A 15408-nucleotide genomic window follows, 5' to 3' on the forward strand; every position below is an offset into this window, starting at 1 on the left:
TTTTTGCGGTCTGATCTCCTGTCATTCAGTGAAAGCTGTCTGTCGCCCCCCAGCGTCGCTGGTGTGTGCTCTTCCGCGGTCCAGGAGGCCGCCATGTATCGTCGATTGCTCATCACAGCTGTGCTCGGTTTGACCCTTTCTGCTTGCGTGCCCTATTACGATGGAGGCTCCAGCTACTATCGATCCGAAGTCTATACCGCACCCGCGCCGGTCTATTACTACGGCGGCGGTCCGTCATACCAGTACCGGCGCGGCTATTACGCACCGCCACCACGCTATTACCCGGCGCCGCGTTATTACCAGCCGGCGCCCCGTTACTATCAGGCCGGGCCAAGGGCGGGCTACCGTCCCCATCCCAGTCAGGGATGGGGGGATCATCGCGGCTACAACCGCCATGGTCGCGGCGATGGACGTGGCGGTGATCATGGCCGGGGACGTGGCGGGCATCGGTAGTCAGACTTTTCTTTGAAACGGCGCGAAATGCGCCGTTTTTTTGTGGGCGACCGTCTGTCTGGGCTGTCATATTTAACAGCTATCTTAAGTGCTCTTCTAGGACTTTACTGGGTGGCAAGACCTCAGTAGCTCAACGGAATGACACATGATCAGCCGGGCACTTATTCTTTTTTTACTCGGTTTTTTTTCCTTCGCTCACGCCAGCGCAGAATTCAGCTGCCCCTATCCCTCGTCGATCAAGCGCAAGGCGGGCCATTTCCAAAGTGACAATGGCCACTGGAGGAGCCCTGCAGGCGGGGCCGACAGCTTTTTGGAACGATTTGTCGGGGCGGTTTTTATTCCGGCCAATGACCAGGAGCGTAAACAAGGCTACTTGGAGTATTGCACCTACAAGGCGGCCAACAACCAGTGGGTCAACCTCAGGTTCCAGGCGCCCGAGCCCCTGTCCGGCATGTCGCTGACCGACTCCACCCATTGGATGCCGGCCCGCGGGCCGTTTGACCAGGAAATTTTTGTGTGCACGGACAGCCAGCCCGACAACTGTTCGTTCACCCTCGATCGCCCAAAATACTAGCCCGCCGCTTGACTTGCGTCTGTCATAAATCAGACAGGTCTGCCAGGGGATGGCGGCCTTCCCAGGCCTTGTGAAAGTGCGCCTCGACCACCGCCTCGGGAATGCGCTTGATATCTGGCCAGTGCCAGTGTGGCTGCTGATCCTTGTCGATCAGGCGAGCGCGTACCCCTTCGCTGAACTCCGGATGCCGACAGCAGTTGAGGCTCAAGGTGTATTCCATCTGGAACACCTGCGACAGAGAAAGGTGCCGCGCCCGTCGGATCTGCTCCCAGACCAGGTGTGCGGTCAGCGGGCAGCCCTCGCTCAAGGTCTTGCCGGCCCGGCTGAACAGCGGGTCGGCATGCTCGCGCAGTTGGCTCAAGGCGCGCCAGGCGCAGTGCACATCACCCACATCCAACCATGCGTCGATCTGCTGGCGGCGCGGCAGCCACTGTGGTTCGGGCTGCTGGCTGGCGGCCTCCTGGGCCAGGGCCTTGAACAGGCTGTTGAGCTGCATCGCCGTCTGTTCCTGCCAGTTCAGCTGTAACAGGCCCTCAAGCATTTCGTCCTGTTGCTCATCCAGCAGGAAGCGGTCGGCCAGGCCCAGGTCCAGGGCGTCGCGCCCGTTCATATGGGCGCCGGTGAGGCCCAGGAACAGGCCGAGCTTGCCGGGCAGGCGCGAGAGGAACCAACTGGCGCCGACGTCCGGGTACAGGCCGATGCTGATTTCCGGCATGGCCAGCCGGCTGCTCGGGGTGACGATGCGGATGGCGGCGCTTTGCAGCAAGCCCATGCCACCGCCCAGAACATAGCCATGGCCCCAGCAAATCAGGGGCTTGGGGTAGGTGTGCAGGTGGTAGTCCAGACGATATTCGGCAGCAAAAAACTGCGCGGCCAGGGCGGGTACTTCGCCCGGGTGCTCGCGGCAGGCCTGGGCCAGGCTGCGCACTTCACCGCCGGCGCAAAACGCCTTGGCGCCGTTGCCGCGCAGCAGCACGCAGACGATTTGCGGGTCTTTGGCCCAACTCGCCAGGCGCTCGCCCAGGGCCAGGATCATCGGCAGGGAGAGAGCATTGAGGGACTTTTCTGCGTCCAGGCTGGCGATGCCGATACGGGCGCCGTCTGTGCCAGTGAGCTCTTCGAAGTGCAGATTCATCATGACCTCAATCGGTAAATTGAACGTTGAGTATGATCCCTTCGTGGGAAAGTGCCGGTTGCGCGTCAGATCAATTGACAAGTGGGGTGGGCTTTCCTAGGGTTCGCCCATTCTTTTTACATGATGCTTTTCTGATGACTGTCGACGACCGTATCAAACTTGAACCGAGCTGGAAACACGCCCTGCGTGAGGAATTCGAGCAGCCGTACATGAGCCAATTGCGCGAGTTCCTGCGCCAGGAGCATGCGGCGGGCAAGGAAATCTACCCGCCGGGCCCGTTAATCTTCAACGCGCTTAATTCCACGCCGCTGGACAAGGTCAAGGTGGTGATCCTCGGCCAGGACCCGTATCACGGCCCGGGCCAGGCCCACGGCCTGTGCTTCTCGGTGCAACCGGGCGTGCCGGCGCCGCCGTCCCTGGTCAATATCTATAAAGAGCTCAAGCGCGACCTCAATATCGACATCCCCAGCCACGGCTGCCTGCAAAGCTGGGCTGACCAGGGTGTGTTGATGCTCAATACCACCATGACCGTGGAGCGCGCCAATGCCAACGCCCATGCGGGCAAGGGCTGGCAGTTCTTCACCGACCGGGTGATCGAGATTGTCAGCGAGCATCAGCCGCACCTGGTGTTCCTGTTGTGGGGCGCCCATGCCCAGGGCAAGCAAAAGCTGATCGACGCGACCAAGCATCTGGTGCTGACCTCGGTGCATCCGTCGCCGTTGTCGGCGTATCGCGGGTTTTTGGGCTGCGGGCATTTCAGCCGGACGAATAAGTTTCTTGAGCAGAATGGCGAGACGCCGATCGAGTGGCGGTTGCCGCCGCTCTGAAGGTCAACACAAGGTAGAAGCTGCCTGCGATGACTGACAGTCTGCCGATATCTCTGTTGGCAGACACACCGCAATCGCAGGCAAGCCAGCGCCTATATTTAAATGGTGTCCGGCTGGCGGTTCCAATGGCGGAATAACGGCTCCGCCAGGAACAGCACAAACAACAGCCGCATCACCTGCATCGCCGTTACCAACGGCACCGACAATTGCAGGGTCTCAGCCGTCAAACTCATCTCGGCAATCCCACCGGGCATCATCCCCAGCGTCAGCGAGCGCAGATCCAACTGCGTCAATGCACTCAAACCCACCGCCGCAAAGGTCGCGATCAGCATGCTCAGCAGTGTGCCAACCACCGTGCGGCCCATGAACGACGGTGCCCGTCGGAAGAACTGCCGGTTGAAGTGGCAACCCAGGCCACTGCCGATCAACCATTGGCCGATCTGGCTGCCACCTTCGGGCAGGCCGATGTGCAAATCCCAGGTGATACTGGCGACGGCACTGACCAGTAACGGCCCGAACAACCAGGGGTTGGGTTGGCGCAAGCGTTGCCAGCCCCAGGCCACCAGCGCGCCAATGGGAAACAGCAGGGCCAGCCAGGCCCAATCCACAGGCGCCGGATGAAACTGTGGTGCGCCGCCGCCCAGTAAATACTTGAAGATTGCCGGCACACACAGCACCACCAGCAACACCCGTAGACTCTGGCCAGCCGCCACGCGACTGAGCACCGCGCCATTGCGTGCGCCCAGGTTGACCATCTCCCCGGAACCGCCCGGCATGCTTGAGAAAAACGCAGTGGCGCGATCTTCACCGCTGCGGCGCATCAACCACACGCCGACAATGCTCGACAGGCTGGTGACCAGCGCGCCGAAGAAGATCAGGCCAAAGTGGCTCATCACCTGTTCGATCACCACCGGGGTGAAGTGCAGGCCGATACCAATGCCCACCACCCACTGCCCGCATTTGCGCCCGCCGGGAATCTCGCCCAACTGCCAGGGCGTCAGGCAGCGCACCAGGATGATCGCCAGCAACGAGCCGACCATATACGGCAAAGGCCAGCCGACCAGGCTGGCCAGGTAACCGCCGGCCAGGCCGACCAGCGGTGTCCCCCACCATTGTCTAAGGGTGACCTCAGACATCGGCTACGGCACGACGCTGCAACGCGCGCTTGCGCCAGATACGCAGCAATGGCACGAGCAGCATGATGGCGGTCAGTACCCAGACGCCCAAAGTGATCGGGCTCGACCACAGAATTTCCAGCGTGCCATTGGAAATCGACAACGCACGCCGCAGGTTCTGCTCCATCAGGCCGCCGAGGATAAAGCCCAGCAGCAGCGGCGACAGTGGGAAGTCCAGCTTGCGCAGGATGTAGCCGAAGATGCCGATGGCGATCATCAGGAACAGATCGAAGGTGGTGGCGTGTACGGCATAGACGCCAATCGCGGTGATGATCGCGATCACCGGCACCAGCGCCCAGTTCGGCACGGCAAGGATGCGGGTGAAGATGCGAATCATCGGGATGTTGAGGACCACCAGCATGATGTTGGCGATAAACAACGAAGCGATCAGGCCCCAGACAATGTCCGGTTGCTGTTGGAACAGCAGCGGGCCTGGCGTGATGTTGTACAGCGACAGGGCGCCGATCATCACCGCCGTGGTGCCCGAGCCCGGAACGCCGAGGGTCAGCATTGGCACCATGGCACCGCAGACTGAAGCGCCGATGGCGGTTTCCGGGGCGGCCAGGCCGCGCATGTCGCCTTGGCCGAACTTGCCGCTGGCGCCCGCGATACGTTTTTCGGTCATGTAGGCCACGGCCGAGGCCATGGTCGCGCCAGCACCTGGCAATACGCCGATGATGAAGCCCGATACACCGCAGCGCAGGTTCACGGTCAACACCGACAAGGCTTCCTTGACGTTGAACATCATGCGCCCGGTGGCCTTCACCGCTTCCTGGCCACGGTGGGTTTTTTCCAGGAGCAGGAGGATCTCACTGATGGAGAACAGACCCAGGACCAGGACCACGAACTGGATACCATCGGTCAGATGGATGTTGTCACCGGTAAATCGGTAGACACCGCTATTGGCATCAATGCCGACGCAGGCAAGGAACAGGCCGATCAACGCCGAGACAAAGGTCTTCAGTGGCTTGTCACCGGCCATGCCGCCCAGGCAGACAATCGCAAACACCATCAGTACGAAGTATTCCGCAGGTCCGAAGGCAATCGCCCATTTGGCCAGCAGCGGGGCGAACAGCACCATGCCGCAGGTGGCGATAAACGCACCGATGAACGAGCTCCAGGCTGAGAGCGACAGCGCCACCCCAGCCATGCCTTTGCGGGCCATTGGGTAGCCGTCGAGGGTGGTCATCACGGTGGAGGCTTCGCCCGGGATGTTCAGCAGGATCGAGCTGATCCGGCCGCCGTATTCGCAGCCCAGGTACACGGCTGCCAACAGGATCAGTGCCGATTCGGGCGGCAGGCCCAAGGCAAATGCAATGGGGATCAATAACGCCACGCCGTTGATCGGGCCCAGGCCCGGCAACAGGCCGACGATGGTGCCGATCAGGGTGCCACACAGCGCGGTCACCAGGTTATAGGGGCTCAGCGCGACGCCGAAACCCTGGCCCAAATAGCCAAAAGTATCCATATCAGTTCTCCAGAACGTCGAGCAGACCGAGGGGCAGCGGTACGTCCATGGCTTTATCGAACAGCAGATAAAGACCGACGCTCATCAAGGTGATGATCACCACGCCGGGCAACCAGCGCCCTCCATACAGCCGTGCCATCGGAATACCAATCAGCATGCTGCTGAGAATGAAACCCAGAGATTCGAAAGTGCCGGCAAACACCAGCAGCAAGCTCACGCAGATCCCGATCTTAATCAGGGTCGGGCGGTCCAGCGGCGGTTCATCGTCAGTGTGTTGGGTCGGTTGCGGACGAATCAGCATGTAGGTCAGAGCCAGGCCCATCAGCCCGAGCAACAGCAGTGGGAAGGCCCGAGGCCCTACTGGCTCGTAGGAAAAGGCCGCCTGATAGGGCCAGGCCATAAGCGCCAGGCCGATACACACCAGTAACAGCACTGCGGCGAAAATGCGTTGTAAGAGCATGTAGAACTCCTGGGCCACGCCCCCGATTCAAAGGGGCGTGGCCGCGCGACAGGGGGGCGATTACTGGATCAGGCCGAACTCTTTGGCCAGCACTTTGTAGTCAGCCACCTGTTTCTTCACGTAGGTGTCCAGTTCCGGTCCGGTCAGGGCGAACGGGAACAGCTCGCGCTGGTCACGCAGCTTGGAGAACTCTTCGGAGGCCAGCAGCTTGTCGAACGCAGCCTTCCACCAGGCGTAGTCTTCATCGCTGACTTTTGGCCCGAGGTAGAAGCCCCGTACCACTGGCCAGACGATGTCGTAGCCTTGCTCTTTGGCAGTCGGAATATTCTTCATTTCCGGCTCGTCCAGGCGCTCTTCGGAGAACACCGCCAGCAGGCGCATATCGCCGCTGAGGATGTGTGGCATGGAGTCGGAGATATCGGTACTGCCTACCTGGATGTGACCACCGAGCAGGGCAGTGGCGATTTCACCGCCGCCTTCGAGGGCCACGTAACGCAGGTCACGCGGGTTGATCCCGGCAGCCTTGGCGATCAGTGCGGTCTGCATCCAGTCCTGGCTGCCGACTGTGCCGCCGGAACCAATTACCACTTTGCTCGGATCTTTCTTCAGGGCCTGTACCAGATCATCGAGGCTCTTGTAGGGCGAATCGGCTTTCACCGCAATCGCGCCATAGCTGGTGCCGACGGCGGCCAGCCATTTCACTGCGCTTTCATCAAATCGACCGAATTTGCCCTGGGCCAGGTTCAGCAGCGAACCGCTGGACCAGGCCACCAGCGTGCCGGCATCGGCGGGGCGCTGGGCGACGACGGCGTTGTAGGCCACCGCGCCCACGCCGCCGGGCATGTAGGTCACGCGCATCGGCTTGCTCAGTAGCTTTTCGTTGACCAGTGCGCTTTGCACCAGCTTGCAGGTCAGGTCAAAACCACCGCCGGGGGAGGCCGGTGCGATGCATTCCGGGCGCTTGGGTTCTTCGGCTGCCAGCAGTTGGCCGGCAAACAGCATGCAGCCGGCGGCCAGGGCAAATTTACGCAGGGATGAGGACATGGGGAACTCCGTCATTGTTGTTATTGGGGATATGACTTGCAGGGTTACCACAGCGCGACGCTGTAACTGACCAGCACGCGCACTTCGTCTGCGTCCCGTGCCGAATAGTTGGAGCGGTAAGTGGCGTTACGCAGGCGTACGGCCACATCCTTGAGGGTGCCGCTTTGCACCACGTATTTGATCTCGGTGTTGCGTTCCCACTCTTTGCCGGTGTCGCCGTTCTTGAGTTGGATATTGTCACCGGACAGGTAGCGGCTCATGAAGCTCAGGCCGGGAATCCCCAGCTTGGCGAAGTCGTAGTCGTAGCGAGCCTGCCAGGAGCGTTCTTCGGCACCGGCAAAGTCGTTGATCTGCACAAAGTTGACCAGGTACGGGTCGCTGCCATCCACATATGGGAACGCGCTATCGCCGGACATGTGCTGGTAGCCGGCGCTCAGTTTATGGCCGTTGAGGGCGTAGCTGAAAAGGCCGTTGAGGGATTTGTTATCAATGCTGCCGCCCCGCGCGCTGCCGGTGTCATCACTGATGGCCAGGCGCAGGTCGGTACCGAAAGTGCCGGGGCCCATCGGAGTGGAGGCGACGACACCGAGGAAGTGCTGGCGGTACACGTCGTCCAGTTGGGCGAAGTGATAGCTGCCGGTGACCTTCTCGGCAAACTTGTAGTCCACGCCACCAAAGTTGAAGTGCTTGCCGGTGGCTCCGCCGACGAAGCGGCCGTTCTTGTTGTTGAGGGCGATGTCCTCGTAGTTGCTGTCGTCGCGGTCCTTGGCCTTGTCCAGGCGGCCGCCGGTGAACGTCAGCTGCTTGAACTCCTTGGAGGTCAGCAGGCCGCCGTTGAACGTCTGCGGCAGGATGCGTCCGTCGTTGGCCTTGAGGATTGGCAACTCAGGAATCAGCGAGCCGATTTTCAGCTCGGTAGCCGAGATTTTCACTTTGCCGGTCAGCCCCAGTTTCGAGTACTCGTCAGCGGCGCGGCCATCATCGTGGGTAGGCAGCAGGCCGCTGCCGGCGCGGTCCGGGCTGGAGTCGAGCTTGACCCCGAGCATGCCCAGTGCATCCACGCCAAAACCGACGGTACCGTCGGTGTAGCCCGATTGCAGGTTGAGCATGAAGCCCTGGGCCCATTCGTCGCGTTTGGATTGCTGGGCGCTGGTACCGTCGCGAAAGTCGCGGTTGAAGTACATGTTGCGGGTTTCCAGGGTCGCGCTACTGTCTTCGAAGAAGGCAGCCTGGCTAAGCGGCGAAAAGCCGGCAAGGGCAGCGGCACTGGCGAGGGCGGTCTGGGTCAGGCGGGAAAAACGAACAGGCGGGCAAGCCTGGGGCTGTGTCGACAGCATCGTAGAGCACTCCGTTTATTGTTCTTATAGGGCGAAAACGCTTCGAGGCGTTTTTCGGGCGCTATGGGTGAAATAGCTCGGAAGGTGTAACCGTCCGTTTCTGGATGCTAATGGGCGAACCTTTCACTAACCTTTCAACGGTCTTTCAATGTTTTCGGGCTTCACAGCACAGGCGGCGGCTGTAAACTGCGCCGCGAGTCGGTAAACAGAGGGCGGCATCGGCTGCCCCTTAACGAGGTACAAATCCATGCGTGTCCTGCTCGTCGAAGACCATTTGCAGCTCGCCGAAAGTGTCGCCCAGGCGCTCAAGAGCACGGGCTTGACGGTGGATGTGCTGCACGATGGCGTGGCTGCGGACCTGGCCTTGAGCAGCGAGGAATACGCGGCAGTGATTCTCGACGTGGGCCTGCCGCGCATGGATGGTTTCGAGGTGTTGGCACGCCTGCGGGCCCGTGGGAAAAATCTTCCGGTGCTGATGCTCACCGCCCGCAGTGATGTAAAGGATCGGGTGCATGGCCTTAACCTGGGCGCCGATGACTACCTGGCCAAGCCCTTTGAGCTGACCGAGCTGGAGGCCAGGGTCAAGGCGCTGTTGCGCCGCAGCGTGCTGGGTGGCGAGCGGCAGCAGACCTGTGGCGTGCTGGTGTATGACGTGGAAACCCGGCGCTTCACCCTCGGCGGTGACCTGCTGACCCTGACCTCTCGCGAGCAGGCGGTGCTCGAGGCGCTGATCGCCCGTCCCGGCCGGGTCATGAGCAAGGAGCAATTGGCGTCCCAGGTGTTTGGCCTGGATGAGGAGGCCAGCCCCGACGCCATCGAAATCTATGTGCACCGCTTGCGCAAGAAACTCGATGGCCAGCCGGTCGCCATCGTCACCTTCCGTGGCCTTGGCTACCTGCTGGAAGCTCGCGATGCGTAAGCACAGCAGCCTGCGTTGGCGCCTGCTGTGGAACCTGGCGCTGCTGTTGGTGGTGCTGATGCTGGCCAGCGGCCTGAGCGCCTACTGGAACGGTCGCGAGGCCGCAGACACTGCCTACGACCGCACCCTGCTGGCCTCGGCGCGGACCATCGCCGCCGGGCTGTCCCAGCGTGACGGCACCCTGAGTGCCGATGTGCCCTACGTGGCGCTGGACACTTTCGCCTATGACAGTGCCGGGCGGATTTACTACCAGGTCAATGATATTCACCAGAAGCTGATTTCCGGTTACGAACACCTGCCAGGCCCGCCGCCCGGGACGCCGCGCACCGACGATTACCCGGCCCTGGCGCGGTTCTATAACGCCAAGTACCAGGGGCAGAATGTGCGGGTGGTGAGCCTGCTCAAGGCGGTGTCGGAGCCGAACATGAATGGCATGGCAGAAATCCGCGTCGCAGAAACCGACGAAGCCCGGGTCAGCATGGCCCGCAGCCTGATGGCCGATACCCTGCTGCGCCTGGGCATGCTGGGCGTCGGGGCCCTGCTGCTGGTGTGGTTTACCGTGAGTGCGGCGCTGCGCCCGCTGGAGCGTTTGCGCACGGCGGTAGAGGAGCGCCAGCCGGATGATCTGCGGCCGTTGCCGCTGGTTGAAGTGCAGCACGAACTCGGGCCGCTGGTGCGGGCGTTGAACCACTTCACCGAACGCCTGCGCGGGCAGTTCGAGCGCCAGGCGCAGTTTATTGCCGACGCATCCCACGAATTACGCACCCCGCTGGCCGCGCTCAAAGCCCGCCTGGAGCTGGGGCTGCGCGCCGAGGAGCCGGCGATCTGGCGCAGCACCCTGGAAACGGCGGCGCAAGGCACGGATCGCTTGACCCACCTGGCCAACCAGTTGCTGTCCCTGGCACGCATCGAAAACGGGGCGCGGGCGATTGCCGAAGGCGGTGCGCAATTGCTCGACCTCAGCCAATTGGCCCGTGAGTTGGGTATGGCCATGGCGCCCCTGGCACATGCCCGTGGGGTGGCGCTGGCGTTGGAGGCGGATGAGCCGGTGTGGCTGCGGGGCGAGCCGACCTTGTTGAACGAGCTGCTGAGCAACCTGGTGGATAACGCCCTGGCCCACACGCCGTCAGGTGGCAATGTGATCTTGCGGGTGACGGCGCCGGCAGTGCTGGAAGTGGAGGACGATGGCCCTGGGATTCCGCAGGACGAACGGGACCGGGTGTTCGAGCGATTCTATCGACGTAACCAGCAGGGCGCGGGTTCGGGCCTGGGGTTGGCGATTGTCGGGGAGATCTGCCGCGCACACCTGGCCCAGATCAGCCTGCATGATGGCGAGCTGAAAGGGCTTAAGGTGCGGGTGAGTTTTATCGCTGGGTAGGGCCGTGCTTGCCACACCGACCGGTCAATAGAACATCGAGCGCGCTTCGTCCAGCTCGGTGCGCACCGCTTCGTTGAGCGGGTCGATGCGCAGCTTCCTGAATGCCGGCAAGCTCGACAGCGCAGCGTTGGCCAGCGGGTGATCGGTATTCTTGTGGCAGTACAGCACCGCCACTTGCACCAGGTCGACGTAGTCCAGGCTGGCCGAATCGCGCTCGAGGTCCTGGTAGTGTGCGGGCACATTTACCAGCATTTCCGGGAAGTCCCAGCCCCTCAGCAGCTTGTCCCCCAGCAGCGGGTGGATGCTGTCAATCACATGGTTGAGGCTGACCGGGTCGGAGAGCAGTTCATAGTGATCTTCGGCGTAGGTCAGGATCGGCAGCACACCGATCTGGTGCACCAGCCCGCCAAGTGCTGCCTGGTCCGGCTTGAGTTGGCTGTGGTTGCGGCACAGGGCGTAGCAGACGCCTGCGACTTCCAGGCTGCGGCGCCATACGTCACGCATCTTCTGTTCGACGACTTCTGAGCGGGCATGGAAGATTTGCTCCATCACCAGACCAATCGACAGGTTGCTGCTGTAGTTGGTGCCCAGGCGCGTGATGGCGGTGTGCAGGTCGGTGACCTCCTGGGTGGCGCGCAACAGTGGGCTGTTGACGACCTTGATCAGCCGCGCCGTCAGGGCGGTATCGCGGCTGATGACTTTGCTCAAATGACTGATGCTGACTTCGGGGTCTTCGGCGGCCTGACGAATTTTCAGGGCCACTTCCGGTAACGTGGGCAGAACCAGGTCATCGTTATCGATGGCCATCACCAACGCCTGTTGGACTTTTTCCGCCAGTTTATTCATTCATGCTCTCTAGGGTGCTGCAAAAGGGTACGGCGATTAGCGCTGGATCTCGCGATCACGGTCCAGTTGGTAAGGCAGGTCAAGTAACTTGAGGCCTGGGCCTTCCAGCGTGCCTAAATGCACGTTGCCACTGTCGGCTGCTTCGGCTTGCAGCACTGCCAGAAGTTCAATCCCTTCGTCGGCCCGGGCGGCGATGACTACCTCACCGATGGCGCTGTTATGGCTGGGGGCAAACAGTGGCGTGCCGGGCTCGGGCAGCGCATGGCTGTCGAGGCTCAGGCGATACAGGCGCCGCTTGAGTTTGCCCAGGTATTGCATGCGGGCGACGATTTCCTGGCCGGTGTAGCAGCCTTTCTTGAAGCTTACGCCGCCGACCGCTTGCAGGTTGAGCATCTGCGGGATGAACAGCTCGCGGGTCTGGGCCATGACCTGGCCGATGCCGGCACGAACCTGCCCCAGCAGCCAGGCATTGAGATCGCCTTCGGCAAGTGTGGCGGCCAGTTGGCTGCGCAGGGACTCGGCTTGCGCGGCGGGCGCCCAGAGTTCGGCGCGGCCCGGGGAGACGCGAATGGCCAGCAGTTCTTCATGGCGCGCCACACTGTCGGTCTCGGCCGGCAAATCCAGGCCCAGGCTGGCGAGAGCCTGATCGGCATTCACCAGACCGAAGCGGGCCCAGGTAGCACTTTCGTCCGTCAGCTTGGACTTGGAAAACACAGCGTATTTCTTCAGGTCCGCCAGTTGCGGTTCCAGCAGTTCGCTGGCCATGGCCAGCAGTACACCGTCACCTTGCAGCACGATCCGGAAGCTCGACTGCATGCGCCCCTTTTGGGTGCAGCGCGCGCCGAGGCTGGCGTGGGTGTCGTCGAGGTAATTGAGGTTGCAGGTCAGTTGCCCCTGGAGGAACTTGGCCGCGTCAGCGCCGCGAACGGCCAGGACACCTTCGTGGGACAGGGAGCAGAAGAAAGCAGAGTCAGCCATGGGTCATCGCAGTTGGAGAGTCATGAGTGCATCATAGAGGGGCGCCCGGCAAATGGGTAGTTTCATAAGCCCGACCAAAGCCGACTGTTCCGAGGGGCGTGGGCCTGTATACTTGCGCCCTATTTGAGGAGCGCTCCATGGTCGAAGATGTAGAAATCAATCGCCTGTACTGGCACAGCCGTCGCGGCATGCTGGAGTTGGATGTGTTGTTGGTACCGTTCACCAAAGAGGTGTACGCGACCCTCGATAAGGTAGACCGCGACCTCTACGTCAGGTTGCTGACCTGCGAAGACCAGGACATGTTCGGCTGGTTCATGGAACGTGCCGAATCAGAAGATCCGGAGCTGCAGCGCATGGTCCGGATGATCCTGGATCGTGTCCAGCCCAAGTAATAGCTTCGAATGCCGCTGGCAGGCCTGCGGGCTGTTGCTGGCGGCGTATCTCCTCGCACAGGTGCTTGCACTGGGTGCGCTGTGTCTGCTGGCTATACCTTTTTCGATCGCGGCACTGGGTGTGCTCGCGTGCCTGGGCCACGCCCTGTGGACGCTGCCACGCCATATTCGCTTGACCCACCGTTCGTCGGTTCGTGGCCTGCGGCGCAATGCTGACGGCTGGCAACTGTGGAGCGTAGCGCGGGGTTGGCATGCGGTGCAGTTGCGTCCCGACAGCCTGGCGTTGCCGCTGATCGTGGTGCTGCGCTACCGACTGCCGGGAGACTGGCGAGTACGCTCGGTGTGCGTACCGCGCGGTTCGCAGGCCGCCGATGTGCATCGGCGCCTGCGCGTGCGCTTGAAGTTCAGTCGCCGTAGGTGGTTGGCACCAGGATAGTGTCGAGGGCCTCTGGCAGCATCTCGGGATAATCCAGCGTGTAGTGCAGCCCCCGGCTTTCCTTGCGCGCCATGGCCGAGCGGATCATCAGTTCGGCGACCTGGGCCAGGTTGCGCAACTCGATCAGGTCGCGGCTGACCTTGTAGTTGCTGTAGAACTCGTCGATTTCATCCAGCAACAACCGCACCCTATGCTGCGCCCGCGCCAAGCGCTTGTTGGTGCGCACGATACCCACGTAGTCCCACATAAAGCGCCGCAGCTCGTCCCAGTTGTGGGCGATGATCACGTCTTCGTCCGAGTCGGTGACCTGGCTCGCATCCCAGCGGGGCAGGGCGGCCGGCACCGGGATGCGTGGCAGTTGTTCGAGGATATCGGCGGCGGCGGAACGGGCGTAGACGAAGCATTCGAGCAACGAGTTGCTGGCCATGCGGTTGGCGCCGTGCAGGCCGGTGAAACTGGTCTCGCCAATCGCGTACAGGCCGGGGACATCGGTGCGGCCTTGCTGGTCGACCATCACGCCGCCGCAGGTGTAGTGCGCCGCCGGCACCACCGGGATCGGCCCTTGGGTGATATCAATATTGAAGGCCAGGCAGCGCTCGTAGACCGTCGGGAAATGGGTCTTGATGAAGTCGGCGGGCTTGTGGCTGATGTCCAGGTAGACGCAGTCGATGCCCAGGCGCTTCATCTCGTGGTCGATGGCGCGAGCCACGATGTCCCGTGGCGCCAGTTCGGCCCGTGGGTCAAAGCGCTGCATGAAACGTTCGCCATTGGGCAGTTTGAGGTGCGCACCTTCCCCCCTGAGGGCTTCGGTGATGAGGAAGCTCTTGGCCTGGGGGTGATATAGGCAGGTGGGGTGGAACTGGTTGAATTCCAGGTTCGCCACCCGGCAGCCCGAGCGCCAGGCCATGGCGATGCCGTCCCCGCAGGCGCCATCGGGGTTGCTGGTGTAGAGGTAGACTTTGGCGGCGCCCCCTGAGGCCAGGATGGTGAAGCGCGCGCCGTAGGTATCCACTTCGCCGCTGGCGCGGTTGAGCACGTAGGCGCCGAGGCAGCGTTCACCCGCCAGGCCCAGGCGTTTCTCGGTGATCAGGTCGACGGCGACTCGTTGCTCGAGCAGTTCGATATTCGGCCGCTGCCGGGCCTGGGCGAGCAGGGTCTTGAAGATCGCGGCGCCGGTGGCGTCGGCGGCATGGATGATGCGCCGGTGGCTGTGGCCGCCTTCACGGGTCAGGTGAAACTCGAAACCGCCGTCGTCACTGCCGGCATGCTCATCGCGGGTAAAGGGTACGCCCTGGTCGATCAGCCACTGAATGGCTTCGCGACTGTGCTCGACGGTGAAGCGCACCGCGTCTTCATTGCACAGGCCGCCGCCGGCGTTGAGGGTGTCTTCAACGTGGGATTGCACCGTGTCGGTGTCATCCAGCACGGCGGCAACCCCGCCCTGGGCCCAGAACGTCGAACCGTTAGCCAGGTCGCCCTTGCTCAGGACGGCTATGCGCAGATGGCTCGGTAGAGTCAGAGCAAGGCTCAGGCCTGCGGCGCCGCTACCAATCACCAGGACATCGTGTTGAAACTGTTGGCTCATTTATGGGATTCCGCAAAAAGCGATCCGTAGGGGTGGCGCAAACAGGACGCCTGGATCGGCGAATCAAAGGGTCACACGGCCCACTAGTATATAGAGGGGGGGATCGGCACAATAGCCGGGCATTCGTGGCATTGTGAGACTACGGTGAACGAACTGCACGGTTTGATGAGGCGGTCCGGCGTCGAGGTGGGAACTTTTGTATCCACTCCGACTCCATAACAGGATGCCCGAAAGCTGGGAAAACGTTGGTTTTACTGATTGGCCTGGAGCATGGGAGCGTCAGAAAACCGGCGACAAGATTATTCACGCAGCCGGCTATGCCCGCGCTGCGTTTTTCGTGTGTGCCAAAACAGAGCCCACCGGAAACTTGCTTGAAGGGGGAGAACTTTTGCGAAAAGTCC

The 15408-nt window shown here is 61.9% G+C and carries 16 protein-coding genes; 7 read left to right on the forward strand and 9 right to left on the reverse strand.

Translation table 11 applies throughout. The annotated features are described in order from the left end of the window. Positions 1-93 precede the first annotated feature (93 nt). Positions 94-453, forward strand: coding sequence for a hypothetical protein (locus tag HU773_RS27360; protein WP_081044197.1), 360 nt, complete (start codon positions 94-96; stop codon positions 451-453). Between the two features lie 145 nt (positions 454-598). Further along, positions 599-1027, forward strand: a complete 429-nt coding sequence (locus tag HU773_RS07430; RefSeq protein WP_057958775.1) for a DUF3757 domain-containing protein — start codon at positions 599-601, stop codon at positions 1025-1027. A gap of 22 nt (positions 1028-1049) precedes the next feature. Here the strand turns inward: HU773_RS07430 and dspII are convergent, their stop codons facing one another. Next, entirely contained in the window at positions 1050-2162 is a 1113-nt protein-coding gene (dspII, locus tag HU773_RS07435; RefSeq protein ID WP_057439749.1) for an enoyl-CoA hydratase/isomerase DspII, read from the reverse strand. 134 nt (positions 2163-2296) lie between these two features. On the opposite strand from dspII, the gene ung reads away from it, so the two are divergent. Next, on the forward strand, positions 2297-2989 hold the full coding sequence (gene ung, locus HU773_RS07440; RefSeq protein ID WP_057958776.1) for a uracil-DNA glycosylase: 693 nt from the start codon (positions 2297-2299) through the stop codon (positions 2987-2989). 98 nt (positions 2990-3087) lie between these two features. On the opposite strand, the gene HU773_RS07445 is transcribed toward ung, so the two are convergent. The 5 genes from HU773_RS07445 to HU773_RS07465 are packed head-to-tail and all read right to left on the reverse strand — an operon-like array spanning position 3088 to position 8473. Further along, entirely contained in the window at positions 3088-4125 is a 1038-nt protein-coding gene (locus HU773_RS07445; RefSeq protein WP_057958777.1) for an AbrB family transcriptional regulator, read from the reverse strand. Continuing rightward, positions 4118-5632 carry a tripartite tricarboxylate transporter permease gene (locus tag HU773_RS07450; protein ID WP_120732102.1) on the reverse strand — a complete coding sequence of 505 codons (1515 nt, stop codon included), beginning with the start codon at positions 5630-5632 and terminating at the stop codon, positions 4118-4120. Before HU773_RS07450 ends, HU773_RS07445 begins: the two co-directional genes overlap by 8 nt. 1 nt (position 5633) lies before the next feature. Beyond that, a complete protein-coding gene (locus tag HU773_RS07455) occupies positions 5634-6092 on the reverse strand; it encodes a tripartite tricarboxylate transporter TctB family protein (RefSeq protein WP_057958778.1) in 459 nt (152 codons plus the stop codon). 60 nt (positions 6093-6152) lie between these two features. Further along, positions 6153-7136: a Bug family tripartite tricarboxylate transporter substrate binding protein gene (locus HU773_RS07460; RefSeq protein WP_120732104.1), complete on the reverse strand. Its 984-nt coding sequence runs from the start codon at positions 7134-7136 to the stop codon at positions 6153-6155. Positions 7137-7180: 44 nt separating this feature from the next. Continuing rightward, positions 7181-8473: an OprD family porin gene (locus HU773_RS07465; protein ID WP_186625234.1), complete on the reverse strand. Its 1293-nt coding sequence runs from the start codon at positions 8471-8473 to the stop codon at positions 7181-7183. A 247-nt stretch (positions 8474-8720) separates the two neighbouring features. On the opposite strand from HU773_RS07465, the gene HU773_RS07470 reads away from it, so the two are divergent. Next, positions 8721-9392, forward strand: coding sequence for a response regulator (locus tag HU773_RS07470; protein WP_057958781.1), 672 nt, complete (start codon positions 8721-8723; stop codon positions 9390-9392). Then, positions 9385-10770: a sensor histidine kinase gene (locus tag HU773_RS07475; protein ID WP_057439741.1), complete on the forward strand. Its 1386-nt coding sequence runs from the start codon at positions 9385-9387 to the stop codon at positions 10768-10770. The genes HU773_RS07470 and HU773_RS07475 overlap by 8 nt, the downstream gene beginning before the upstream one ends. A 24-nt stretch (positions 10771-10794) precedes the next feature. On the opposite strand, the gene HU773_RS07480 is transcribed toward HU773_RS07475, so the two are convergent. Then, the gene (locus tag HU773_RS07480) at positions 10795-11616 is read right to left on the reverse strand and encodes an HDOD domain-containing protein (RefSeq protein WP_057439740.1); all 822 of its coding nucleotides are present in this window, start codon (positions 11614-11616) and stop codon (positions 10795-10797) included. Between the two features lie 36 nt (positions 11617-11652). Next, positions 11653-12594: a CAF17-like 4Fe-4S cluster assembly/insertion protein YgfZ gene (gene ygfZ, locus HU773_RS07485; protein WP_057958783.1), complete on the reverse strand. Its 942-nt coding sequence runs from the start codon at positions 12592-12594 to the stop codon at positions 11653-11655. 137 nt (positions 12595-12731) lie between these two features. Here ygfZ and HU773_RS07490 point away from each other — a divergent pair, with 137 nt between their 5' ends. Together HU773_RS07490 and HU773_RS07495 are read left to right on the forward strand one after the other, a co-directional pair. Continuing rightward, complete coding sequence (locus tag HU773_RS07490; RefSeq protein WP_017736358.1) at positions 12732-12986, forward strand: FAD assembly factor SdhE; 255 nt, start codon at positions 12732-12734, stop codon at positions 12984-12986. Then, positions 12970-13422 carry a hypothetical protein gene (locus HU773_RS07495; protein WP_057958784.1) on the forward strand — a complete coding sequence of 151 codons (453 nt, stop codon included), beginning with the start codon at positions 12970-12972 and terminating at the stop codon, positions 13420-13422. The genes HU773_RS07490 and HU773_RS07495 overlap by 17 nt, the downstream gene beginning before the upstream one ends. Here HU773_RS07495 and nadB read toward each other — a convergent pair. Beyond that, positions 13391-15007: an L-aspartate oxidase gene (nadB, locus tag HU773_RS07500; RefSeq protein WP_120732108.1), complete on the reverse strand. Its 1617-nt coding sequence runs from the start codon at positions 15005-15007 to the stop codon at positions 13391-13393. The genes HU773_RS07495 and nadB overlap by 32 nt on opposite strands. Positions 15008-15408 lie beyond the last annotated feature (401 nt).

This window comes from Pseudomonas shahriarae, from assembly GCF_014268455.2.
In the GTDB taxonomy this organism is placed as follows: Bacteria; Pseudomonadota; Gammaproteobacteria; order Pseudomonadales; family Pseudomonadaceae; genus Aquipseudomonas; species Aquipseudomonas shahriarae.